This window comes from Ruegeria sp. F5 (assembly GCF_056533845.1).
This window is the reverse complement of sequence record NZ_JBQFOU010000014.1, coordinates 21,110-43,340: the sequence shown is the minus strand read 5'-3', so window position 1 is coordinate 43,340 and position 22,231 is coordinate 21,110. Positions and strand designations below refer to the sequence as shown.

The 22,231-nt window shown below is 60.7% G+C and carries 25 protein-coding genes; 13 read left to right on the top strand and 12 right to left on the bottom strand.

Translation table 11 applies throughout. The features are described 5' to 3' along the window. The first annotated feature begins 31 nt into the window (after positions 1-31). The 6 genes from fahA to ACR0K1_RS18730 all read left to right on the top strand — a co-directional run bounded on the left by fahA (position 32) and on the right by ACR0K1_RS18730 (position 5,339). The gene (fahA, locus tag ACR0K1_RS18755) at positions 32-1,288 is read left to right on the top strand and encodes a fumarylacetoacetase (protein ID WP_480851493.1); all 1,257 of its coding nucleotides are present in this window, start codon (positions 32-34) and stop codon (positions 1,286-1,288) included. 84 nt (positions 1,289-1,372) lie between these two features. Further along, positions 1,373-2,323, top strand: coding sequence for an MBL fold metallo-hydrolase (locus ACR0K1_RS18750; RefSeq protein WP_480612223.1), 951 nt, complete (start codon positions 1,373-1,375; stop codon positions 2,321-2,323). 134 nt (positions 2,324-2,457) lie between these two features. After that, positions 2,458-4,068: an FAD-dependent oxidoreductase gene (locus ACR0K1_RS18745; protein ID WP_480612222.1), complete on the top strand. Its 1,611-nt coding sequence runs from the start codon at positions 2,458-2,460 to the stop codon at positions 4,066-4,068. Between the two features lie 5 nt (positions 4,069-4,073). After that, positions 4,074-4,271: a DUF2783 domain-containing protein gene (locus tag ACR0K1_RS18740; protein ID WP_480612220.1), complete on the top strand. Its 198-nt coding sequence runs from the start codon at positions 4,074-4,076 to the stop codon at positions 4,269-4,271. 12 nt (positions 4,272-4,283) lie between these two features. Then, positions 4,284-4,922, top strand: a complete 639-nt coding sequence (gene maiA / locus ACR0K1_RS18735) for a maleylacetoacetate isomerase (protein ID WP_480612219.1) — start codon at positions 4,284-4,286, stop codon at positions 4,920-4,922. Positions 4,923-5,009: 87 nt separating this feature from the next. Then, the gene (locus ACR0K1_RS18730) at positions 5,010-5,339 is read left to right on the top strand and encodes a DOPA 4,5-dioxygenase family protein (protein WP_480612218.1); all 330 of its coding nucleotides are present in this window, start codon (positions 5,010-5,012) and stop codon (positions 5,337-5,339) included. Here ACR0K1_RS18730 and ACR0K1_RS18725 read toward each other — a convergent pair. Beyond that, positions 5,336-6,964 (bottom strand): acyl-CoA synthetase, encoded by a 1,629-nt coding sequence (locus ACR0K1_RS18725; protein ID WP_480612217.1) that lies wholly within the window; start codon positions 6,962-6,964, stop codon positions 5,336-5,338. The two genes, ACR0K1_RS18730 and ACR0K1_RS18725, sit on opposite strands and share 4 nt — an antisense overlap. A gap of 222 nt (positions 6,965-7,186) precedes the next feature. Here ACR0K1_RS18725 and ACR0K1_RS18720 point away from each other — a divergent pair, with 222 nt between their 5' ends. Next, positions 7,187-8,578 (top strand): aminotransferase family protein, encoded by a 1,392-nt coding sequence (locus ACR0K1_RS18720; RefSeq protein WP_480851492.1) that lies wholly within the window; start codon positions 7,187-7,189, stop codon positions 8,576-8,578. A gap of 126 nt (positions 8,579-8,704) precedes the next feature. After that, a complete protein-coding gene (locus ACR0K1_RS18715) occupies positions 8,705-9,166 on the top strand; it encodes a hypothetical protein (RefSeq protein ID WP_480851491.1) in 462 nt (153 codons plus the stop codon). Between the two features lie 12 nt (positions 9,167-9,178). On the opposite strand, the gene ACR0K1_RS18710 is transcribed toward ACR0K1_RS18715, so the two are convergent. From ACR0K1_RS18710 to pyk, 6 genes are all read right to left on the bottom strand, one after another. Beyond that, a complete protein-coding gene (locus tag ACR0K1_RS18710; RefSeq protein ID WP_480851490.1) occupies positions 9,179-9,889 on the bottom strand; it encodes a hypothetical protein in 711 nt (236 codons plus the stop codon). A gap of 190 nt (positions 9,890-10,079) precedes the next feature. After that, positions 10,080-10,445, bottom strand: coding sequence for a 50S ribosomal protein L20 (gene rplT / locus ACR0K1_RS18705; RefSeq protein ID WP_480851489.1), 366 nt, complete (start codon positions 10,443-10,445; stop codon positions 10,080-10,082). 14 nt (positions 10,446-10,459) lie between these two features. Further along, on the bottom strand, positions 10,460-10,660 hold the full coding sequence (rpmI, locus tag ACR0K1_RS18700; protein WP_010443552.1) for a 50S ribosomal protein L35: 201 nt from the start codon (positions 10,658-10,660) through the stop codon (positions 10,460-10,462). Positions 10,661-10,844: 184 nt separating this feature from the next. After that, positions 10,845-12,398: an alanine/glycine:cation symporter family protein gene (locus ACR0K1_RS18695; protein ID WP_480851488.1), complete on the bottom strand. Its 1,554-nt coding sequence runs from the start codon at positions 12,396-12,398 to the stop codon at positions 10,845-10,847. 14 nt (positions 12,399-12,412) lie between these two features. Continuing rightward, positions 12,413-12,850, bottom strand: coding sequence for a universal stress protein (locus ACR0K1_RS18690; protein ID WP_480851487.1), 438 nt, complete (start codon positions 12,848-12,850; stop codon positions 12,413-12,415). Positions 12,851-13,108: 258 nt separating this feature from the next. Then, the gene (gene pyk, locus ACR0K1_RS18685) at positions 13,109-14,554 is read right to left on the bottom strand and encodes a pyruvate kinase (protein WP_480612206.1); all 1,446 of its coding nucleotides are present in this window, start codon (positions 14,552-14,554) and stop codon (positions 13,109-13,111) included. 116 nt (positions 14,555-14,670) lie between these two features. On the opposite strand from pyk, the gene ACR0K1_RS18680 reads away from it, so the two are divergent. The 3 genes from ACR0K1_RS18680 (at position 14,671) to ACR0K1_RS18670 (ending at position 16,115) form a co-directional block, all read left to right on the top strand. Continuing rightward, positions 14,671-15,408, top strand: coding sequence for an N-formylglutamate amidohydrolase (locus ACR0K1_RS18680; RefSeq protein WP_480612204.1), 738 nt, complete (start codon positions 14,671-14,673; stop codon positions 15,406-15,408). A gap of 66 nt (positions 15,409-15,474) precedes the next feature. Next, entirely contained in the window at positions 15,475-15,714 is a 240-nt protein-coding gene (locus ACR0K1_RS18675; protein WP_480612203.1) for a DUF6868 family protein, read from the top strand. Positions 15,715-15,800: 86 nt separating this feature from the next. Continuing rightward, positions 15,801-16,115: a DUF1244 domain-containing protein gene (locus ACR0K1_RS18670; RefSeq protein WP_480612201.1), complete on the top strand. Its 315-nt coding sequence runs from the start codon at positions 15,801-15,803 to the stop codon at positions 16,113-16,115. A 39-nt stretch (positions 16,116-16,154) separates the two neighbouring features. Here the strand turns inward: ACR0K1_RS18670 and ACR0K1_RS18665 are convergent, their stop codons facing one another. From ACR0K1_RS18665 to dgcN, 3 genes are all read right to left on the bottom strand, one after another. After that, on the bottom strand, positions 16,155-17,015 hold the full coding sequence (locus ACR0K1_RS18665; protein WP_480612199.1) for a D-amino-acid transaminase: 861 nt from the start codon (positions 17,013-17,015) through the stop codon (positions 16,155-16,157). 76 nt (positions 17,016-17,091) lie between these two features. After that, positions 17,092-18,057, bottom strand: coding sequence for an N-acetyl-D-Glu racemase DgcA (gene dgcA / locus ACR0K1_RS18660; protein WP_480612197.1), 966 nt, complete (start codon positions 18,055-18,057; stop codon positions 17,092-17,094). Positions 18,058-18,123: 66 nt separating this feature from the next. Continuing rightward, positions 18,124-19,125 (bottom strand): N-acetyltransferase DgcN, encoded by a 1,002-nt coding sequence (gene dgcN, locus ACR0K1_RS18655; RefSeq protein WP_480612195.1) that lies wholly within the window; start codon positions 19,123-19,125, stop codon positions 18,124-18,126. A 295-nt stretch (positions 19,126-19,420) separates the two neighbouring features. On the opposite strand from dgcN, the gene ACR0K1_RS18650 reads away from it, so the two are divergent. Further along, complete coding sequence (locus ACR0K1_RS18650) at positions 19,421-20,380, top strand: L-malyl-CoA/beta-methylmalyl-CoA lyase (protein ID WP_480612193.1); 960 nt, start codon at positions 19,421-19,423, stop codon at positions 20,378-20,380. A 33-nt stretch (positions 20,381-20,413) separates the two neighbouring features. Here ACR0K1_RS18650 and ACR0K1_RS18645 read toward each other — a convergent pair whose 3' ends face one another. Together ACR0K1_RS18645 and ACR0K1_RS18640 are read right to left on the bottom strand one after the other, a co-directional pair. Beyond that, the gene (locus ACR0K1_RS18645; RefSeq protein ID WP_480612192.1) at positions 20,414-20,992 is read right to left on the bottom strand and encodes a PA14 domain-containing protein; all 579 of its coding nucleotides are present in this window, start codon (positions 20,990-20,992) and stop codon (positions 20,414-20,416) included. Between the two features lie 116 nt (positions 20,993-21,108). Beyond that, positions 21,109-21,561: an Lrp/AsnC family transcriptional regulator gene (locus tag ACR0K1_RS18640; protein ID WP_480612191.1), complete on the bottom strand. Its 453-nt coding sequence runs from the start codon at positions 21,559-21,561 to the stop codon at positions 21,109-21,111. 73 nt (positions 21,562-21,634) lie between these two features. On the opposite strand from ACR0K1_RS18640, the gene ACR0K1_RS18635 reads away from it, so the two are divergent. Continuing rightward, complete coding sequence (locus ACR0K1_RS18635) at positions 21,635-22,231, top strand: LysE family translocator (RefSeq protein ID WP_480612190.1); 597 nt, start codon at positions 21,635-21,637, stop codon at positions 22,229-22,231.

The window sequence follows — 22,231 nt, the reverse complement described above, 5'->3', positions numbered from 1 at the left end:
TGCGCACGCGCAACTGACATAAGGACAAACCATGCCTTTGATGAAATCCTGGGTGACATCGGCCAATGACGCGGCGCATCCCTTTCCGCTGAACAACCTGCCCTATGGGGTTTTCTCGACCGCTGGCGACGACCCGCGCTGCGGTGTGGCCATCGGCGATATGATGCTGGATGTGACCACAGCCGAGGCCGAAGGGCTGATCGAACTGGGCGAAGAGCCCCTGTTCGACCTGCCCTTCTGGAACCCGCTGATGGAGGAAGGCCCGGCCGTCTGGGCCGCGCTTCGCAACCGCCTGACCGCCCTTCTGGCCGAAGGCTCAGCAGATCAGGCCCGCGTCGAACCCCTGCTGGTCGCCCAAAACGAAGCCGAGATGCACTTGCCCTTCGCCGTCAGCGAATACACCGACTTCTACGCAGGTCGCCATCACGCCCAGAATGTCGGCACCATGTTCCGTGGCCCGGAAAACGCGCTGCCGCCGAACTGGCTGCATATCCCCATCGGATATAATGGCCGCGCATCCTCGGTCGTTGTGTCGGGCACGGATATCCGCCGTCCGTGGGGGCAACTGAAATCCCCCGATAAGGACGTCCCCGCCTTTCTGCCCAGCCGCCGCTTCGACATCGAACTGGAAATGGGCGCGATCGTTGGCACGCCCTCTGACGGCCCGATCTCGGTGCAGGAAGCGGATGACAACATCTTCGGCTACGTGCTGCTGAACGACTGGTCCGCCCGCGACATCCAGGCTTGGGAGTACCAGCCGCTCGGCCCGTTTCAGGCCAAGGCCACCGCAACTTCGATCAGCCCGTGGATCGTGACCAAAGCCGCGCTGGAGCCGTTCCGCTGCGACACCCCGGCGCGCGAGTTTGAATTGCTGGATCACCTAAAAGACTGCGGCCCGATGCTCTATGACATCGACCTGTCCGTGACGATGGCCCCGCAGGGCCAGGGCGCAACCACCATCGCGCGCACGAATTACAACCAGATGTACTATTCCGCCGCACAGCAACTGGCGCATCACTCGACTTCGGGCTGCCCAATGAACACAGGCGATCTGCTGGGCTCGGGCACAATCTCGGGACCCACCAAGCCCGAGCGCGGCTCGCTGCTGGAACTCAGCTGGGGCGGCAAGGAACCCCTGACGCTCGACACCGGCGAAACCCGCAGCTTTATCGAGGATGGCGACACCCTGACCCTGACCGGCGCGGCCAAAGGCGACGGTTACGTGATCGGGTTCGGCGACTGCGTTGGCACCGTCCTGCCCGCATTGGACAACCCCTACGAAAAATGAACCCAACACTTCATCTTTTCCAAAATACTCCCGCCGGAGGCATCCCGAACCCACCCCGGCGCAACGGTAAAGGACCAGAACCAGATGACCAAAGCATTCGCGTCCCAAGGGGACATGTCGGAAAAAAAGATCAGCTTCACCGAGGTCGGCGAAGGGCTCTATGCCTTCACCGCCGAGGGCGACCCCAACTCGGGCGTCATCATCGGCGATGACAGCGTGATGATTGTCGAGGCGCAGGCGACCCCGCGTTTGGCCAGCAAGGTGATAGAATGTGTGCGCTCGGTAACCGACAAACCGATCACCCATGTTGCGCTGACCCACTATCACGCGGTTCGCGTTCTGGGGGCCAGTGCCTTTGGCGCGCAGCAGATCCTGATGTCGGACATGGCGCGCGCCATGGTCGTGGAACGCGGGCAAGAGGACTGGGACAGCGAATTCCAGCGTTTCCCGCGCCTCTTTGAAGGGCATGAAAGCATCCCCGGACTGACCTGGCCCACCACCACCTTCAGCGACACGATGACGGTTTATCTGGGCAACCGCAGGGTCGATCTGATGCATCTGGGCCGGGCCCATACGGCGGGTGATATCGTGATCCATGTGCCCGATCAGAACGTCATGTTCACCGGTGACATCGTCGAATACCACTCGGCCTGCTATTGCGGCGACGGGCATTTCAACGACTGGGGTGATACGCTGGACGAAATCAAATGGTTCGATGTGGACGCCATCGCTCCGGGACGGGGGGACGCCCTGATCGGTAAGGACATGGTCAACGCGGCCATCGAAAATACCCGCGATTTTGTCGAAAGCACTTATCGTCCGGCAGCCAAGGTGGCCGCGCGCGGAGGCAGCCTGAAAGAAGCCTGGGACGCGGTGCGCGCCGCATGCGACCCGAAATTCGCCGATTACGCGATCTATGAGCATTGCCTGCCGTTCAACGTCGCCCGCGCCTATGACGAGGCACGTGGCATCGACACGCCCCGCATCTGGACCGCCCAGCGCGATCTGGAGATGTGGGAGGCGCTTCAGGGCTGAGAAACCGCTGCGTTTGATCCAGATCGTTTTCCCGACCGGGAATCGATGAAACCATAGATGCGAGGCCACCTGCACCTGCTGCCGGTCGGCAAACCAGCTCCGCTTCGGCGCATCAGGATTGAAGGGGGAGACCCATGAACAAGATCTTTGAAGTTCCGCTATACGCCTATGACCGCAGCCCCGATCAGGACGCCGCCGCGCCGGTTCGGCACAAGGTCATCGTGATCGGAGCAGGCCCGGTCGGACTGGCCGCCGCGATTGACCTTGCGCAGCAAGGGGTCGAGGTCGTGGTGCTGGATGAAAACGACAAGGTCAGTTTCGGCAGCCGCGCCATCTGTTTTTCCCAGCGCACGCTTGATATCGCCCATCGGCTGGGGCTGGGGCAGCCCCTTGTGGACAAGGGCGTCCAGTGGGATCGCGGCAAGGTGTTTTTCGACAATCGGCAGGTCTATGATTTCGACCTGCAGCCGGAAGAAGGCTTTGCCAACCCCGCCTTCATCAACCTGCAGCAATATTACCTGGAACAGTTCCTGGTGGACCGCGTACGCGCGTTGCAAGCCGACGGCGCACCACTCGACCTGCGTGGCTGCAACAAGGTCGAGGCCATCGGCCTGCACGACGATCACGTCCGGCTCGAGGTCGAAACGCCCGAAGGCCCCTATACGGTCGAGGCCGAGTGGCTGGTTGCCTGCGACGGGGCCAATTCTCCGACCCGGCGGATGCTGGGGATAGATTTCGACGGGCGCGTGTTCGAAGACAATTTTCTGATTGCCGACGTGATCATGGAGGCCGATTTCCCTTCGGAACGCTGGTTCTGGTTCGATCCGCCCTTCAACAAGGGGCAATCGGCGCTGTTGCACAAACAGCCGGACAATGTCTGGCGCATCGACCTGCAACTGGGATGGGACATCGACAAAGAGCGCGAGAAACAGCCCGAAAACGTGATCCCACGCCTCAAGGCGATGCTGGGTGAGGATGTTGAGTTTCAGCTTGAATGGGTTTCGATCTACACGTTCCAGTGCCGCCGGATGCAAAGCTTCCGCAAGGGCCGCGCCCTGTTTGCCGGGGACAGCGCCCATCAGGTCAGCCCGTTTGGGGCGCGCGGGGCCAATTCGGGCCTGCAGGACACCGACAACCTGTGCTGGAAACTGAAACTGGTGCTGGACGGCAACGCTCCGGAAAGCCTGCTGGACAGCTACGATACCGAACGGGTTCAGGGCGCGGACGAGAATATCCGGAAATCCAGCAGCTCGACCGATTTCATCACCCCGAAATCCGAGATGTCGCGCCTTTTGCGGGATGCGGTTCTGGATCTCAGCGAATCCTATGAATTCGCGCGCCCGCTGGTAAATTCCGGCCGGTTGAGCGTGCCGTGCACCTATGACGGATCACCGCTGAATTCTGCGGATGCGCTGGACGGGCCGACCGGAACGCGCCCGGGCTCGGCCTGCCCAGATGTACCGTTGGGGGAAGAATTCCTGCTACCCAAACTCGAAGGCCGGTTTACCCTGCTGACGATTGACGCCGACGCGCCTGATTTGCTTGAGGAAAACGGGGTTCAGATCACGCGGCTGGCGCTTTCGGTCAAGGACGACCCGACGCAGGCGTTGAAACGGCGCTATCTGGGTGACGCATCCAGCGCCGTCTACCTGATCCGCCCTGACCAGCATGTGGCGGCCCGGCGCGACACGTATGAAGAAAACGCCTTTCGGCATGCCGTCCGCCGTGCCATCGGCAAGGAGTAAGCGATATGACCGATCTGATCCTCTCCCCGAATATCGAAAACGCCGACGATTTCTATGCGGATTTGCTGGCGGCGCATGAAGGGTTGGACAAGGCCGATAGCGACGCGCTGAATGCGCGCCTTGTTCTTGTTCTGGCCAACCATATCGGCGATGCTTCGGTCCTGACGCAGGCCATTCAGGCCGCGTCGCTGCAGAAACCCTGACGGAGACGGTGGTTGAGCGAGGTTGTTCTTTTCGATTACTGGCGCTCGTCGGCCAGTTACCGGGTCCGGATTGCGCTGAATCTGGCCGGAATCGCCTATCAGGCCGTTTCGGTAGACCTGACCAGCGGCGAGCACCGGGGCGCCGCGCATCTGGCGCGCAACCCGCAGGGCCTGGTTCCGGTGCTGGAGATTGACGGGCGGCGGCTGACACAGTCGCTGGCCATTCTCGAATATCTCGATCAGACCCGGCAGATGGGGCTGCTGCCCAATGATCCCGCGGCGCGCGCCCAGGTTCAGGCGCTGGCGCATTCGATCGCGGTTGATATCCATCCAGTCTGCAACCTGTCGGTCGCACGGTACGCCACGGCGCTTAGCGCCGACGCCTCGGGCATGCCCGGCGACTGGATGCGGCACTTCATTCAACCGGGGCTGGCGGCGTTCGAGGCGTTGCTGGGCGGGTTCGGCCAAGCCCCCTATTGCGCCGGATCGCAGCCCGGTCTGGCCGATCTCTGCCTGATCCCGCAGTTATACAACGCCCGCCGGTGGCAGGTCGATCTGTCAGACATGCCGCGCCTGAGGGGCGTCGAGGCCGCCTGTGCCGAGCATCCGGCTTTTGCGGCGGCGCATCCCGACAGGCACGCGCCCGCGTAAATGCCGCACAGACCCTGTGTGCAGGTGCGGATGGGCAGAGCGGGCGGGTTCGCCTAGCTTGGACATGTAAGATGAAATGAGGTCCCGATGTCAGAAATCACCGGCTATCACGCCCATGTCTATTTCGACGCGGCAACGCAGGACACCGCACAGCAGATCTGCGAAGAGGCCGCCCGCCTTTTCCCCGTTCAGATGGGGCGCATGCATGCCCGCAATGTCGGCCCGCATCCCCGGTGGAGCTGCCAGCTGGGCTTTGCGCCCGAGGCGTTCGATCAGGTCATTCCCTGGCTGATGCTGAACCGGCAGGGGCTGACCGTGTTCACCCACGCGGAAACCGGCGATCATCTGGCCGATCACCGCGACCACGCGCTGTGGATGGGAGAGTTGCTGGAGCTTGACCTGTCGATCTTCGACTAACCCAGCGCCCGCGCCTGATCGCGCAGCACGAATTTCTGCACCTTGCCGGTCGAGGTCTTCGGCAGGGTTCCGAACACCACCGTCTTGGGGGCCTTGAAATGGGCCATGTTGTCCCGGCAGAACGCGATCAGGTCCGCCTCGGTCGCGGTTGTGTCCGGTTTCAGTTCGACAAAGGCGCAGGGGGTTTCACCCCATTTTTTGTCCGGGCGGGCCACGACTGCGGCCTCCATCACCGCCGGATGCTTGTAGAGAATCCCCTCGACCTCGACCGATGAGATGTTTTCGCCCCCGGAAATGATGATATCTTTTGAGCGGTCTTTCAGCGCGATATACCCGTCGGGATGCATCACCCCCAGATCGCCCGAGGCAAACCAGCCGCCGTTGAAGGCACTGTCGGTGGCGTCGGGGTTCTTCAGATACCCTTTCATGACCACGTTGCCCTGCATGAAAATCTCACCCATGGTCTCGCCATCTGCCGGGACCGGCTCCAGCGTTTCGGGGTCGGCAACCATCAGGCCGGACAGCGCCGAGTAGCGAACGCCTTGACGCACCTTCAGCGCCGACCGTTCCTGCGCATCTTTGGCATCCCATTCCTCTTTCCAGGCGCAGACGACCGACGGGCCGTATGTCTCGGTCAGGCCATAAACATGGGTCACTTCGACGCCCATCGCCTCCATCGCTTCGATCACGGCGGCGGGCGGCGGCGCGCCTGCGGTCATCACCTTGATCTGGTGGTCAAAATCCTTGAGGTGCCCGGGCGCGTGCGCCAGCATGTTCAGCACAATCGGCGCACCACAGAAATGCGTGACCTTTTCGTCCCGGAACGCGGTATATATCGGCTCGGCCCGCACGGCGCGCAGACAGACAGACACCCCGGCATTGGCCGCCATCGCCCACGGAAAGCACCAGCCGTTGCAATGGAACATCGGCAAGGTCCAAAGGTAGACCGAGTGCTTGGGCATGTTCCAGTCCAGCAGATCCGACTGCGCATTCAGCGCCGCGCCGCGATGGTGATAGACGACGCCTTTGGGATTCCCGGTTGTGCCCGAGGTGTAATTCAGCGTGATCGCGTCCCATTCATCCTCTGGCAGAGACCAGTCGTAATCCGGATCGCCCTTGTCCAGCAGCGCGTCATAAGTCAACGCGCCCAGCCGCTCGCCACCGTCAAAGCTGGCATCTTCGATGTCGATCACCAAAACCTCGTGATCCACCAGCGTCAGCGCCTGTTTGACCACGCCCGAGCATTCGGGATCGACCAGCAGCACCCGGGCCTCGGCGTGGTTCAGGATGAAGGCGATGATCGGCGCATCCAGACGTGTGTTGATCGCGTTCAGAACCGCGCCTGCCATGGGAACGCCGAAATGCGCCTCGTAATGCTCGGGTATGTTTGCGGCGATGATCGAGACCGTATCGCCCCGGCCAATCCCGCGGGCGGACAGCGCACTGGCCAACCGGCGGCACCGCGCATAGGTTTCGCCCCAGCTATAGCGGCGGTCGCCGTACACGACCGAAGGATAGTCCGGATAAACCTGCGCGGTCCGCTCGATAAAGCTGAGCGGAGACAGCGGCGTGTAATTCGCGCGGTTCTTGTCCAGATGACGTTCGTACATGTTGGTTGCTTGCATCCGCCAATCCTCTCAAATCGTCTTGCCTGCGACTTGATCACAAAGCCGCGCGTCTGACAAACCCGTAGAAATACGCCGATGGCGATGTCTGGCGATAAGGGATCACACGATCTGGCCCTATATATGGACGGCCTTTCGCGGTGTTCTGAGCCATCGCAATTTCATGCTATTGTGGGACATATCCCGCATCCTCTGCACTGCATCTGACTGAAAGGACATGTCATGGACGGCACGTTCAACGAAAACGATCTTTCCCGCGTGGTCGAGGCCGACCGCGCCCATATCTGGCACCATCTGATCCAGCATAAGCCCTTTGAAACCAATGATCCGCGCATCATTGTCGAAGGCAAGGGCATGCGCGTCTGGGACCAGAAAGGCAAAGAACATCTGGACGCGGTTTCCGGCGGTGTCTGGACGGTCAACGTCGGCTATGGCCGCGAATCCATCGCCAAGGCCGTGTATGACCAGTTGATGAAACTTTGCTACTTCGCCAATACCGCCGGTTCGATCCCCGGCTCGACCTTTGCCGAGATGCTGATCGACAAGATGCCGGGCATGAGCCGGGTGTACTATACAAACTCGGGGTCCGAGGCGAACGAGAAAGCGTTCAAGATTGTCCGTCAGATCGCCCATAAGCGCTATGGCGGCAAGAAGACCAAGATCCTGTATCGCGACCGCGACTATCATGGCTCGACGCTGGCAACCATGTCGGCAGGCGGCCAGGATGAACGCACCGCGCAATATGGCCCCTTCGCACCCGATTTCGTGCGCGTGCCGCATTGCATGGAATACCGCAAGCACGAACTGGCCGGTGCGCCGGTGGAAAACTTCGGCGAATGGGCTGCGGACCAGATCGAAGAAGTGATCCTGCGCGAAGGCCCCGAAACCGTCGGCGCGCTGTGCCTTGAGCCGGTGACCGCAGGCGGCGGCGTGATCGAAGCGCCCGAAGGCTATTGGCAGCGCGTTCAGGAAATCTGCAAAAAGTACGATGTGCTGCTGCATATCGACGAGGTCGTCTGCGGCGTTGGCCGGACCGGCACCTGGTTCGGGTATCAGCAATACGGCATCAAGCCGGACTTCGTGACGATGGCCAAAGGTGTGGCTTCGGGCTATGCGGCGATTGCCTGCATGGTGACCACCGAGGAAGTCTTTGACATGTTCAAGGATGATGCCTCGGACCCGATGAGCTATTTCCGCGACATCTCGACCTTTGGCGGCTGCACCGCCGGTCCGGCAGCCGCGATTGAAAACATGCGGATCATCCAGGATGAGAACCTGCTGCAGAACTGCACCGACATGGGCGACCGCATGCTGGGCAACCTGCAGGCGCTGATGGAGAAGCACAAAGTCATCGGCGATGTGCGCGGCAAAGGCCTGTTCCTTGGGGCCGAACTGGTGGCCGATCGTGGCTCCAAAGAGCCGGTGGATGAGAAGCTGGCGCAGGCGGTTGTGGCCGACTGCATGGCGCAGGGCGTGATCATCGGCGTCACCAACCGCTCGATCCCCAGCCGCAACAACACGCTGTGCTTCTCGCCCGCGCTGATCGCGACGGCAGATGACATCGACCAGATCACCGATGCGGTCGACGGCGCACTGGGCCGCGTGTTCGCCTGATCCTTTGGATCGAAACCTTTTGAAACCGGCGCTCCCGCGCCGGTTTTTTCGTTGACACACCAAAGCTTGCCAGACCGGAAGACTCGGGTAGCCTGTGATCACCCCACCCCGACACAGGAGCCCCCCATGTTACGCACCCTCGCCCACAGCCTTGCCGCAGTTCTTCTGCTGGCTCTTGCCACCCCTGTCAGCGCTAACGAGGGCAGCGGGTTCCCTCAGATCGTCGGCACCTGGCACGGCACCTATCTGGTGGCCTTCGCCAAATCCAACCCCAACCACGAAAAGGGCCTGCTGCAGGCCGAGATGGAATTGGAGATCACCAAGCTGGACGGCAACCTGATCACCGCAACCAACCGCTGGCGACGCATCGGCGACAAAGACTGGATCGTCGAAGAGGCGATGGGCACGTTCTCGCTGGACGACCCCACCCGTTTCGTTCTGGCCGAGGCCGGGATATCGGGCGAGGATGTCTCGGTCGGGATATTCAACGGCGTTTATGTGGATGACGTGATTATGGTCACCAATGCGGGGCCGGGAACAGGCGTGGCGTTTGCGGCGCAGTTGGTGAAGAAAAGCGGTGACAACTAAGTCACCGCAAAGTCAATTCGGCCTGGAAATCTCGACCTCTTCGAAATGGAACGCACCGGTACCAAACGCGGCAAGGCCGATCCCTGCCCCGCCATTCTGATTGCGGGAATTGGTTCCGCGTTTCGAGAAGGGAACCTGAATGACTTTCGTTCCGTTGGCGTAGAACAGGATATGAGCGCCGCGCACCCTGAAGCTCAGCTTGTTTGATCCATCCACCAAAACCGCGTCATGTCTGGCGCTGTGCACGGACCGAAGCTGACGCCCGTCTTTCTGCAGAACATGAAAGCGGCCCTGCCCGTCCACCGCGAAGGCCAGGTATTTGCCGGACTTGCCGCTGCCAACAAGAATGCCCGCGCCGCCGCGCCCATCGTTCCGGCTGTCGACCACCGTGGAAATCATCAACTCTTCCGAGGATTCCACGGACTCTGCATCCGGAAACTTGACCCAGGCAATGTCGTTGTAGTGCAGGCTTTGCGGGTTTTCGAGGTTTTCCATCACAAGATCTCCGTCCGCGATGTAAACCACCCAATGCGATTTCGTCTGGTTGAAAGATATCTGCCCGCCCAGCATCAGCGATTTGTCGTCGCCGTCAAAAGACTCGGTGATGATCTCCGGCGCGTCCGGCTCTGGCTCCTGTTCCTGGGAAAGTGCCGCCGATGACAGGCCGAAGGACAAAGCCGAGGCGATCAAAGCCGCATGGGTAAATTCTTTGATAAAAGACATTTTCAAATATTCCTGCGTTCAACCAAATGGTGTTATCTCCGCAGACTTACATCAAAAAAGTGTTCTGAACAGACGGGTTTCCCTTACCCGAGGTTTCCGCACAGAGCGCCGTCAACTGTTTCCAAATAAAGAACAAAAAAGGCCGCCCCCAACGGGACGGCCCTTCATTCACTGTCTCTGTATCAGAGGATCAGGCAGTCAGAGCAGCCTGAGCTTTGGCGACGATCGCGCCGAACGCTTCCGGTTCGTGCACGGCCAGGTCGGCCAGAACTTTGCGGTCCACTTCGATACCGGCCAGGTTCAGGCCGTTGATGAAGCGGGAATAGGTCAGAGCCTCGTCATGGCTGCGCACAGCCGCGTTGATGCGCTGGATCCACAGCGCGCGGAAGTTGCGCTTGCGGTTCTTGCGGTCGCGGGTTGCGTACTGGCTGGCCTTGTCGACGGCCTGGGTGGCAACTTTGAAGTTGCTCTTGCGGCGACCATAATAGCCTTTTGCGGCCTTGATGATCTTCTTGTGACGGGCGTGAGTTACGGTTCCACCTTTAACGCGGGACATATCGGTATCTCCTCTTAGCGGTCGTAGGGCATGTAGCCCTTGACGATCTTGGCGTCGGGGGCGGACAGGGTGGTGTTGCCACGGGCGTCGCGGATGAACTTCTTGGTCCGCTTGATCATGCCGTGCCGTTTGCCGGCCTGGCCAGCAAGGACCTTACCGGTCGCAGTCACCTTGAAGCGCTTCTTGGCGCTCGACTTGGTCTTCATCTTAGGCATTTCCGTCTCCTATCTTCGGGTTCGGTTTCAAACGCGACTCGGCATGCCATCTCGGCCGGTCACGCGATCAGAAGCGCCGTTTACGCAAGTTTGGTCATACTGGCAAGGGGGTTTGGCCCAGATTCTGCGCAATTCGCGATCCGGTCAGGGACCGGGGCGAAACAAGCCGCCCCGGTCTGGTGATTTAGTGCTCGAATTTGCGGATTTCGCCGCTCTTGAGCCGTTCGGCATAGGACGCCAGCTCCTGACGCACCACTTTCATCAGGAAGTAGAGCGCAAAGACGTTCACAACCGCCATCGCAAAGATCGCCGCATCCGAGAAGTCGATGACCGGGCCAAGGTTGGCCGCCGCCCCGATGACAACGAAGATGCAGAAGATGACCTTGAACACCAGTTCCTTGGTGTGACCCTCACCGAAAAGGTAGGTCCAGGCCTTGAGGCCGTAGTAAGACCAGCTGATCATGGTCGAGAAGGCGAACAGAACCACCGCGATGGCCAGAACATATGGGAACCAGCCAAAGGCGCTTGCAAAGGCCGCCGAAGTCAGGCTGACGCCCGAGTTGCCATCGACGGTTGCGATCGCGTCACCCGCTTCGTTCAGCATGTATTTGCCGGTTTCCGGATCGATGATCAGTTGCTGGGTGATGATGATCACCAGCGCCGTCATGGTGCAGATCACAACCGTATCGATGAACGGCTCAAGCAGCGAGACGAAGCCTTCGGTGATCGGCTCTTTGGTCCGCACCGCCGAGTGTGCAATCGCCGCAGAACCAACGCCCGCTTCGTTCGAGAACGCCGCACGGCGGAAGCCCTGAATCAGCGCACCGACCATACCGCCCGCAACGCCGAGACCGGTAAAGGCACCTGCGAAGATCTGCCCAAAGGCCCAGCCGATCTGGTCTGCGTGCATGATGATGATGACCAGCGCGGCCAGCACATACATGACACCCATGAAGGGCACGACCTTTTCGGTCACGCGCGCGATGGATTTCAGGCCACCCACGATCACCGCAAAGACGATACCGGCAAAGACCAGACCGGTGATCCAGCCCGGATAATCGCCGGTGATGCCCGCGATCTGCTGGTGCGCCTGATTGGCCTGGAACATGTTGCCCCCGCCCAGCGCGCCAAGGATGCAGAAGACCGAGAACAGGACAGCCAGAATCTTTCCGCCCGGCAGGCCCAGCTCGTTGAACCCTTTGGACATGTAATACATCGGGCCACCGGAAACGGTGCCATCGTCGTATTCGTTTCGGTATTTCACGCCCAGCGTACATTCGGTGAATTTCGAGGCCATGCCCAGAAGGCCTGCAACGATCATCCAGAACGTGGCCCCTGGCCCACCGATGCCGACAGCAACCGCCACACCGGCGATATTGCCAAGGCCCACGGTGCCCGAAAGCGCCGTTGCCAGAGCCTGAAAGTGGCTGACCTCACCGGCATCATTCGGGTCAGAGTAGTCGCCTTTTACAAGGCTGATCGCGTGGCTGAAGAACCGCAACTGCACGAAGGCAAAGTAAAGCGTGAACACCGTCGCGGCGATCACCAGCCATCCCACAATCCATGGGAAGCCGGTTCCCGGGAATGGCGCGAAGATAAAGCTGACGAAGGGCCCGGTGAAGTCGGCAAAAGCCTGATTGATCTTTTCGTCAAGGCCCGGTGCCTCCTGCGCCGAAGCGGCGCTGGCCATCATCGCTGCCATGACGGCGGGAAGGCCCAGTTGTTTAAACCTATTCATTTCCATGCCTCCCCTCAATTTACGACCGTGACCGGAACGTCGGCGTGCATCACCAGATTCTGGGTCGAGCTGCCAAAGAGCCGTTTCTTGAACCCGTCCGCCGAGGCCCGGCCGACCACGATCTGCGATCCGCCGTGTTCAACGGTGATGGCGTTCAGCGTTTCGGCAACGTCACCGTGCTGCACGATGCCGCTGGCCTCGAACCCGGCTGCTTTCAGCGCTTCAACCGCGGGTGCGATAACCCGCGTCGTCGCCAGTTCGATCTCTTCCTCGCGCCGTTTGTGGCGCAGGGCGTTTTCTTCCGGTGTCTGGAAAGTGAATGGGGACCATTCGATAACATACACAACCAGAAGCTCGCAGGTGCCTATGCGTTCAGCCATATCCTTGGCAAATGCAATGGCGCGCTCCCCGGTTTCTGTTCCGTCCAGTCCTATGACAATCTTTGTTGTCATCTCGTTCCTCCGTTATTGTTGATTTATCCGGGGCCCGTGCCCCCGGCAGAGCAGCCGGAACTTGGAACATTTGCTTTGTGACTGCCCTTAGTTCATTTTTTAGGCATTTCTACCTATAAATGAAGCGTATTCTGGCAAATTCGTGCGTTGCGGTCAAATTTCGCTGAAAATTAAGGGGTTATCGGGCCGGGAAAACAAAATCCAGCACCCTTATCGGGAAGGGTGCTGGCAGTTTCTTCACCTGTCGAGCCGCGAGGGTTACTCGGGGTCGGTGCTGTAGATCAGGCGTTCGTCACAAGGCGCGACGCGCAGAATGTTGGTCGTGCCCGGCACGTTGAACGGCACACCCGCAGTGACGACGATCTGATCGGTCTCGGACGCGAACCCACCAGCGCGGGCGGCGCGGGCGGCGCTGACGACGGCGCCTTTGAACCGCTCCAACTCGGGCGTCAGGACGCAATGGCAGCCCCAGCTCAGGCACAGGCGGCGTGCGGTGCCCGTGGCCGGTGTCATGGCGATAATCGGCACGCCGGGGCGTTCGCGGGCGGTCAGCAGGGCGGTGGTGCCGCTTTGGGTAAAGCAGCAGATGGCCTTGATATCCGTCTTCTCGGCGATCTCACGCGCGGCGGCAACGATGCCGTCGGCAACCGAGGTGCCCTTGGCGGTGCGCGAGGCGGTGATGATCTGGGTATAGGTCGGGTCGGCCTCGACCTCGATGGCGACCTTGTTCATGGTCTGAACCGCCTCAATCGGGTAGGACCCGGCGGCGGATTCCGCGCTCAGCATGATCGCATCGGTGCCTTCGTAAATCGCTGTGGCCACGTCTGACACTTCGGCCCGCGTGGGCATCGGGCTTTCGATCATGCTTTCCAGCATCTGGGTCGCCACGATCACCGGCTTCGCCGCGCCCCGGCATTTCCGGACAAGCCGTTTCTGGATCGGCGGCACGGCGGAAACCGGCAATTCAACGCCAAGATCGCCGCGCGCGACCATGATTCCGTCCGAGGCATCAAGGATGTCGTCAAATGCCTCGACCGCAGCGGGTTTTTCAATCTTCGACAGGATCGACGCGCGGCCATCGGCCAGCGCGCGCGCCTCGAACACATCCTTGGCACGCTGAACGAAGCTGAGCGCCAGCCAGTCCACGCCCAACTGGCAGACAAATTCCAGATCGTCGCGATCCTTGGCCGACAGCGCCGCGAGCGGCAGCACCACATCGGGCACATTCACCCCCTTGCGGTTCGAGATCGTACCGCCGATTTCAACCGTGCAATTGGCGTAATCCTGACCGCACTCCTTGACGATCAGGCGGATCTTTCCGTCGTTGACAAGCAACCGGGCACCGGGTTCGAGCGCTGCAAAAATTTCGGGATGCGGCAGACAGACCCGCGTCAGATCGCCGGGTTCCGGGTCCAGATCCAGACGGAACGCCGCGCCTTCTTCCAGTTCCTCGGCGTCGTTGGTGAACACGCCCACGCGCAGCTTGGGGCCTTGCAGGTCCGCCAGAATGGCAATCGGGCTGTCCAGGTCTTTCTCGACCTGACGGATAATTCGGTGACGTTCGCGAATCTCGTCGTGGCTGCCGTGGCTCATGTTCAGGCGAAAAACGTCTGCCCCGGCCTCGTGCAGCGCACGAATGGTGTCATAGTCATTGGACGCCGGTCCCAGCGTCGCCACGATTTTCACATTTCTCAGGCGTCGCATTGGTCTTGCTCTCCTCAATGGCTCGATGTTACCGCAAACAGTGCTTGGGTGCTTATTGCGCAATTCCCTTTCCGAAGCAACTGTCCTACACCTGCGGCAAACTTGATGACAGGCTTATGACGTACACCCCGTTTTTTGTTCACGGCGAGGATCGCCCGTCCCGCTGGCTGATTACATGCGACCACGCAACCAACACGGTCCCGCCTCAGGTCAATGGCGGCGACCTTGGCTTGCCGCGCGAGGATATGGAGCGGCACATCGCCTATGATGTCGGTGCCTATGAAGTGTCCAAGCATCTGGGCGAGATTCTGAACGTGCCGGTGATCGCCGCCAATTTCTCGCGCCTCGTGATCGATCCCAACCGGGGTGAGGACGATCCGACCCTGCTGATGAAGCTTTATGACGGCTCGATCATTCCCGGCAACCGGCATGCGGACGCGGCCGAGCGGGAACGGCGGCTGAACATGTGCTACCGCCCCTATCACGACGCATTGGGACGTTTGGCCGCCCTGCCCCATGCAGTGATCGTCTCGATGCACTCTTTTACCCGCCAATTGCGGGGCCGCGCCCCGCGCCCCTGGCATATCGGGGTGTTGCACACGCCGGACGAACGGTTTTCGCGCCCGCTGATCGACCGGCTGAACGCCGAAGGGGACCTGTGTGTCGGCGTCAACGAACCCTATACCGGCGTGCTGCCCGGCGATGCAATCGACAAACACTGCACCACCCACGGACGCCCGAACGCGCTGATCGAGGTGCGCAACGACCTGATTGCCGATCACACCGGTCAGCGTAAATGGGCGGAAAGGTTGGCCGTAATCCTTGAAGATGCTCTGGGCCAGAGCGGTCTGTGATCGCAACCGCGATCCTCTTGTGAGCGGCCCCGCCAGACCCCATGTTACAAGGGAAAGGATGTGCTTATGTCACAGGAAACACTGACAACTTTCTTTGGCTGGATGTCCGTCATCAATATCGGGCTGTTGCTGTTTTCAACGGTGATGATCGTTACCCTGCAGGACCGGATCGCGGATTTTCACAGCAGGCTGTTTCACATGGGCCGCCCGAACCTGAAACAGGCCTATTTCCGGTATCTGGCCAAGTACAAGCTGTTGACGATCGTGTTTTGCGTGGTGCCCTGGCTGGCGCTGAAACTGACCTGACCCTGCGCAGCTGCCCCCACATTGCAACGCGGCGGCAAGAGGCTTAACTCTGTCGCGTAACATCGCCTTTCAGCCGGAGCCCACCCATGGACAAGCAAACCGAAATCGAACTTCAGGCCGCCGCGTTTCGCCGGTTGCAAAAGCACCTGATGCAGGACCGGACCGACGTTCAGAACATCGACATGATGAATCTGGCCGGGTTCTGCCGCAACTGCCTGTCCCGCTGGTATCAGGAAGCGGCCAATGAAAAGGGCATCGAAATGGGCAAGGACGAAGCCCGTCAGATTTTCTACGGCATGACCATGGATGAGTGGAAAGCCAACTACCAGACCGAAGCCAGCCCCGAAAAACAAGCCGCCTTCGAAGTCGCATTCGAACAGAATGTGGGCAAGAAAGACTGACCCCGAGGAAAAAGCCCGCCAATGCGGCGGGCTTTGTCCTTAGATCGCGGCCTTGCGGCTTTCTTCCAGATAAATCTCGCGCAGGCGTTTGGCGATACGACCGGGCGTGCCATCGCCCAGTTGCACACCGTCAATCTCGACAACCGGCATCACGAATGCGCTGGCCGAGGTGGTGAACGCTTCGTCGGCGTCTTTCGCCTCGTCGATGGTGAACAGGCGTTCCTCGACCTCCATCTGCGCCTCGGCGGCCATGCGCAGAACCGCCTTGCGGGTGATCCCGTGAAGGATGTCGGTCGACAGCGGACGGGTGACGATCTTGCCGTCCTTGACGAAATAGGCGTTGTTGGACGTGCCTTCGGTCACATAGCCATCCTCGATCATCCAGGCGTCATCACAGCCTGCGGCCTTGGCCATCATCTTGCCGAGCGAGGGGTACAGCAGTTGCGTTGTCTTGATGTCGCGGCGACCCCAGCGGATGTCGTCGATCGAAATGACCTTTGCGCCCTTCTTCGACGCCGGGCTGTCTGCAAGGCCGGGCTTGTTCTGGGTAAACAGCACGAGGGTGGGCCGGGTATCCGCTGCCGGGAATACGAAATCCCGATCCCCGTCGCTGCCCCGGGTGACCTGAAGATAGACCAGCCCTTCGTCGATACCATTCAGTTCGACCAGCTTGCGGTGAATCTCCAGCAGTTCGTCCTTGCTGCAGGGCTCGGCCATCTGCAACTCGTCCAGCGACCGTTTAAGACGCACGGCGTGGCCTTCGAAATCGATCAGCTTGCCACCCAGAACGCTGGTCACCTCGTAAACGGCATCCGCCATCAGGAAGCCGCGGTCGAAGATCGAAACCTTGGCTTCGGTTTCGGGCAGGTATTCGCCGTTCACATACACGGTGCGGGTCATGTCATGTCCTTTTTGTCTCCGGGCTTCGCCCGTTCCTCACGGAATACGACCCAACCGATCGTTTTCCGGGCGTTCGTCACCCCCAGAGTGCCGCACTGGGCGGATGCACTCCGGCGTCATCAAATATCAGCGGGTTGTCCCGGTCTTCAGCCAAGAGAAGCGGGCCGTCAAGGTCCGTCACCATCGCGCCCTGCGCCAGTATGGTCGCAGGCGCCATCGCAAGGGAACTACCGACCATGCAGCCGACCATGACTTTGTAGCCTTCGGCCAGCGCCGCCTTGCGCAGCTCCAGCGCCTCGGTCAAACCACCGGTTTTGTCCAGCTTGATGTTGACCACGTCGTACTTGCCCTTCAGCGCAGGCAGGCTGGCGCGATCATGGCAGGATTCGTCGGCGCAGACGGGAACCGGGCGGTCCATGCCGATCAGGGCGTCGTCCTCACCGGCGGGCAAGGGCTGCTCAACCAAAGCAACGCCCAGCCGCACAAGATGCGGCGCGAGGTCGGCATAAACCTCGGCCGACCAGCCTTCGTTCGCGTCCACGATGATTCGGGAATTCGGCGCACCGGCGCGTACGGCTTCCAGACGGGGCATATCGTCCGGCGTGCCCAGCTTGATTTTCAGCAGCGGGCGATGCGCGTTCTGCGCGGCCTGCGCCTGCATCGCCTCGGGCGTATCCAGCGACAGGGTATAGGCCGTGATCTCGGGCCCCGGCTTGGGCAACCCGGCCAGGTCCCACGCGCGCTTACCTGCGCGTTTCGCCTCAAGATCCCACAGCGCACAATCCACGGCATTGCGCGCCGCCCCGGCGGGCAGCAGGTCCAGCAGCCGGTCGCGTGTGACATCACCGGGAAGACCGGCAATTTCCGCCTCGACCGACTCCAGCGTCTCGTTGTAACGGGCGTAAGGAACACATTCGCCCCAGCCCTGATGCGCGCCATCGGACAGGCGCACGGTCAGCACCTTGGCCTCGGTCCGCGACCCGCGCGAGATCGTAAAGACCTGAGCCAGCCGGAATACATCCCGGGAAACATCAATCTGCACGCGCCTGATCCTTCATCTTTTCAAAAATACTCCCGCCGGAGGCGACCCTCCGGCGGGTTTCTTTGATCACAGAGCGGCCAGCGCGTCCACCAGTTTGCCCGTACCAAAGCGGTAGGGATCGGTGGCAGGCAGGCCCATCTCGACCTCGACCTTGGCGATGTAGGCGCGCGCCTCGTCTTCGCTCAGATGCTGCGTATTGATCGATACACCGGCCACCTGGCAATCGGGGTTTGCCACCCGTGCCAGCGGCAGTGCCGTATCGCGCAGCTGTTCCAGCGTCGGCAGCGAAAACTCCGGCAGGCCGCGCATATGGGTGCGGGTCGGCTCGTGGCACAGGATCAGCGCGTCCGGCTGGCCGCCATGGATCAATGCCATGGTCACCCCGGAAAACGAGACATGGAACAGCGAGCCCTGACCTTCGATGTGATCCCAGTGATCGTCGTCATTTTCGGGCGTCAGATACTCGACCGCACCTGCCATGAAATCCGCAATGACCGCATCCAGCGGCACGCCTTGTCCGGTGATCAGAATACCCGTCTGGCCGGTGGCGCGGAAGGTCGAGTTCATACCGCGCTTGCGCATTTCGGCGTCCATCGCCATTGCGGTATACATCTTGCCGGCCGAGCAATCGGTTCCGATCGCCAGGCAGCGTTTGCCGCTGCGCTTGCGGCCATTGGCGATGGGATAGCCCACCGTCGGGACGCGAACGTCATGCAGCGTACAGCCGTGGGTTTGCGCTGCGGCCACCAAATCGCCTTCGTCCCGCAGCAGATTGTGCAGGCCGGACGCCAGATCATAGCCCATTTCCAAAGCGGCAATCAGAATCTCTTTCCAGGCTTGGCTGATGACGCCGCCCCGGTTTGCCACCCCGATGACCAGAGTTTTGGCCCCGGCTTCCTTCGCCTCGGCCAGTGTCATGTCCGTCAGGCCCAAATCGGCCTTGCACCCGTCCATCCGCAACTGGCCGACAGCATTTTCAGGACGCCAGTCCCGGATTCCAATTGCCACCTTGGCCGCCAAATGGTCGGGCGCATCGCCCAAAAACAACAGATACGGTGTTTCGATCATCGCGCTACACTCCTTTGATTCTGGCGCAGGCTAAGGAACAAGCCCGACGAGTGTTTCGCTTTTTCACCCGGCGAACCTTATTGCTGCGGGAAAATTTTGCGTCCGTGACGACTTGGGCGCAACTTTCGTGCAAGTTTTCAAAGCGATTAATCTTTAATCACCGGAATTACACCCCCAAACGGCAATTGCTGCGAATGCATTGCTGCGCCTGCACAAAGGCGCTTGCGCAGGCGTACGCAATTTAATACCCCATAAGGCAAGAAAATCGCAATTTCCTTTCTTGCACGAGGTCCAAATGAGCTTTCGCATCCAACCCGCCGCCCCCGCGCGCCCCAATCGCTGTCAGTTGTTTGGCCCCGGCTCTAATACCAAACTGTTCCCGAAAATGGCCGCGTCCGCTGCGGATGTGATCAACCTTGACCTCGAAGACTCGGTGGCGCCGTCCGACAAGGACATCGCCCGCGCCAATGTGATCGAGGCGCTGAACACCGTCGACTGGGGCAGCAAATACATGTCGGTGCGGATCAACGGGCTGGACACGCCCTATTGGTATCGCGACGTGGTTGACCTGCTGGAACAGGCCGGCGACCGGCTGGATCAGATCATGATCCCCAAGGTAGGCTGCGCAGCGGATGTTTATGCGGTGGACGCGCTGGTCACCGCGATCGAGCGGGCCAAGGGCCGCACCAAATCCATCAGCTTTGAGGTCATCATCGAATCCGCCGCCGGCATCGCCCATGTCGAGGAAATCGCCGCCGCGTCGCCCCGCATGCAGGCGATGAGCCTGGGGGCCGCCGATTTCGCCGCCTCGATGGGCATGCAGACGACCGGCATCGGTGGCACGCAGGAAAACTATTACATGCTGCGCGAGGGCGAGAAACACTGGTCCGACCCGTGGCACTGGGCGCAGGCCGCCATTGTTGCCGCCTGCCGCACCCATGGCGTGCTGCCGGTGGACGGCCCGTTCGGCGATTTCTCGGACGATGAAGGCTATATCGCGCAAGCCAAGCGTTCTGCCACTTTGGGCATGGTCGGCAAATGGGCCATCCACCCCAAGCAGATCGCGCTGGCCAATCAAGTGTTCACCCCTTCGGACGAAGCGGTTGGGGAAGCGCGCGAGATTCTGGCGGCGATGGAGCAGGCCAAGGCCAACGGCGAAGGCGCGACCGTTTACAAGGGACGTCTGGTCGATATCGCCTCGATCAAACAGGCTGAGGTCATCGTGGCGCAGGCCGAACTGATTGCAAACGGCTAGACCGGGAAAGGCGCCCCTTGGGGCGCCTTTTTGTTACCGACCGAAGACGTTGTTGGGCGTCCAGGTAAAGCGCTCGCCCTGCTTGCCCCATTTCATCATCAGGCAGGACGTTCCGTATTTCTGGAAATAGCTGATCTTCAGCGGATACCATCCGGCGCTGGGCACTTCGACCTCGGTCCGTTGATTGGCCTCGCAGACCTGACGGCCATTGAAATAGCCAATCTGCTGCCCGCCAACCCAGGCATCTATGCCGTCATTGGACCATGTTTCAAGCTCATAGATGCCGGGTGAGTCAAAGCGGATATAGCCGGTGATCTCGGCCGCGACGTTGAACGCCTTGTTGAAGGTCAGAACCGGATCACCCTCGTTCGTGTCCCGATAATCCAGGCCACGCAGCGGCTGTCCGGGCTTCATCTTCTTGCCCATCTGCTTGACCTTGGTTAGGTTCTGGATTTTGCGCGGCGGATTACCCTCCCACGCGTATTTCACATTCAACCCGGCCTGCGGGCTGGGCTGCGGGTTCGCCGGTTGCAGTTTCAGCGGTGCCGACATGGCAGCCCCGGCGATCAACGCCATGGCGGCGGCAAAGGCTCCGGTCCGAAAGAATGTCATGGTCTTCTCCCTGAGTTTGGCCCTTTTGGGACTTTCCCCTTATGAGCAGGCCGTCGGAATGACACTAAGACGTGGAAAATTACCCTGCAAGACGGTTAAACATCACTTTTCCATGGTCACGCCCGCATATCCTTGGGCGAATCCATCACCACATAGGTCGTGATCGAGATCACGTGCGGCAAGGTTCCCAGCACCTCGGTGTGAAAGGTCTTGTAGCTGGGCAGATCGGCGCATTCGACACGCAGCAGGTATTCGATGGTGCCGGTGATGTTGTGGCATTCGACAACTTCCGGCGCGCGGTGCACGGCGCGCTCGAACCCTTCCTGGGCGGCTTTCGTGTGCTCGCCCAGCCCGACACCGATATAGGCAATGAACCCGATCCCCAGCGCCGCCGGGTTCAGCACCGCGCGATAGCCCGCGATCACGCCTGCGCGCTCCAGCTCCTGCACCCGGCGCAGACAGGCCGAGGGCGACAGGCCCACCCGCTCGGCCAGGTCCAGATTGCTGATGCGGCCATCCGAGGAAATCTCGCGCAATATATGTTGGTTTATCCGATCAATTTTCGCCATTTGTTGTGAGCCTAGCGTCAGAACACACCAAAACGCAATTTCATTTCCCGTCTTTTCGGCAATTATGCGCGCCATGACCTACGACATCCTGCTGGCCCTGATTGCTTTTGCCTTCGTATCCTCGATCACGCCGGGGCCGAACAACCTGATGCTCATGGCATCGGGCGCGAATTTCGGGTTCCGCCGTACAATTCCGCATATGCTGGGGATCGGTCTGGGATTTACCTTTATGGTCCTGCTCGTGGGCGCGGGGCTGGTGCAGGTATTCGACCGGTATCCGGTCAGCTACACGGCGCTCAAGATCGCGTCCGTCCTCTACCTGCTCTATCTCGCGTGGAAAATCGCCCATGCCGCGCCCGCCAAGGGGCAGGCCGCGACCGGAGTGCCGATGACCTTCCTGCAGGCTGCGGCTTTCCAGTGGGTCAATCCAAAGGCCTGGGCCATGGCACTGACGGCCACCACCGCCTACGCCCCTGGCCAGACGCTGAACGCGATCGTGATCGTCGCGCTGGTCTTTGGCGCGATAAACCTGCCCTCGGTCAGCACCTGGACGGTTCTGGGCCAGCAGATGGCGCGCGTCCTGACGAACCCGCGCCGGTTGCTGGTGTTCAACTGGACCATGGCGGTGCTGCTGGTCGCCTCGCTCTACCCGGTCCTCTGGCCGAACTGA

Bases quoted from the DNA above. Each gene is read 5' to 3' on its own strand.
- ACR0K1_RS18695 (WP_480851488.1), bottom strand. From the start codon at position 12,398: ATGAATAGGTTTAAACAACTGGGCCTTCCCGCCGTCATGGCAGCGATG.
- ACR0K1_RS18640 (WP_480612191.1), bottom strand. From the start codon at position 21,561: ATGGCGAAAATTGATCGGATAAACCAACATATATTGCGCGAGATTTCC.
- ACR0K1_RS18635 (WP_480612190.1), top strand. From the start codon at position 21,635: ATGACCTACGACATCCTGCTGGCCCTGATTGCTTTTGCCTTCGTATCC.
- ACR0K1_RS18675 (WP_480612203.1), top strand. From the start codon at position 15,475: ATGTCACAGGAAACACTGACAACTTTCTTTGGCTGGATGTCCGTCATC.
- ACR0K1_RS18750 (WP_480612223.1), top strand. From the start codon at position 1,373: ATGACCAAAGCATTCGCGTCCCAAGGGGACATGTCGGAAAAAAAGATC.
- ACR0K1_RS18710 (WP_480851490.1), bottom strand. From the start codon at position 9,889: ATGTCTTTTATCAAAGAATTTACCCATGCGGCTTTGATCGCCTCGGCT.
- ACR0K1_RS18690 (WP_480851487.1), bottom strand. From the start codon at position 12,850: ATGACAACAAAGATTGTCATAGGACTGGACGGAACAGAAACCGGGGAG.
- ACR0K1_RS18670 (WP_480612201.1), top strand. From the start codon at position 15,801: ATGGACAAGCAAACCGAAATCGAACTTCAGGCCGCCGCGTTTCGCCGG.
- ACR0K1_RS18645 (WP_480612192.1), bottom strand. From the start codon at position 20,992: ATGACATTCTTTCGGACCGGAGCCTTTGCCGCCGCCATGGCGTTGATC.
- dgcN (WP_480612195.1), bottom strand. From the start codon at position 19,125: ATGATCGAAACACCGTATCTGTTGTTTTTGGGCGATGCGCCCGACCAT.
- ACR0K1_RS18715 (WP_480851491.1), top strand. From the start codon at position 8,705: ATGTTACGCACCCTCGCCCACAGCCTTGCCGCAGTTCTTCTGCTGGCT.
- ACR0K1_RS18720 (WP_480851492.1), top strand. From the start codon at position 7,187: ATGGACGGCACGTTCAACGAAAACGATCTTTCCCGCGTGGTCGAGGCC.
- ACR0K1_RS18730 (WP_480612218.1), top strand. From the start codon at position 5,010: ATGTCAGAAATCACCGGCTATCACGCCCATGTCTATTTCGACGCGGCA.
- ACR0K1_RS18740 (WP_480612220.1), top strand. From the start codon at position 4,074: ATGACCGATCTGATCCTCTCCCCGAATATCGAAAACGCCGACGATTTC.
- pyk (WP_480612206.1), bottom strand. From the start codon at position 14,554: ATGCGACGCCTGAGAAATGTGAAAATCGTGGCGACGCTGGGACCGGCG.
- rpmI (WP_010443552.1), bottom strand. From the start codon at position 10,660: ATGCCTAAGATGAAGACCAAGTCGAGCGCCAAGAAGCGCTTCAAGGTG.
- ACR0K1_RS18725 (WP_480612217.1), bottom strand. From the start codon at position 6,964: ATGCAAGCAACCAACATGTACGAACGTCATCTGGACAAGAACCGCGCG.
- ACR0K1_RS18680 (WP_480612204.1), top strand. From the start codon at position 14,671: ATGACGTACACCCCGTTTTTTGTTCACGGCGAGGATCGCCCGTCCCGC.
- ACR0K1_RS18745 (WP_480612222.1), top strand. From the start codon at position 2,458: ATGAACAAGATCTTTGAAGTTCCGCTATACGCCTATGACCGCAGCCCC.
- fahA (WP_480851493.1), top strand. From the start codon at position 32: ATGCCTTTGATGAAATCCTGGGTGACATCGGCCAATGACGCGGCGCAT.
- rplT (WP_480851489.1), bottom strand. From the start codon at position 10,445: ATGTCCCGCGTTAAAGGTGGAACCGTAACTCACGCCCGTCACAAGAAG.
- ACR0K1_RS18665 (WP_480612199.1), bottom strand. From the start codon at position 17,015: ATGACCCGCACCGTGTATGTGAACGGCGAATACCTGCCCGAAACCGAA.
- ACR0K1_RS18650 (WP_480612193.1), top strand. From the start codon at position 19,421: ATGAGCTTTCGCATCCAACCCGCCGCCCCCGCGCGCCCCAATCGCTGT.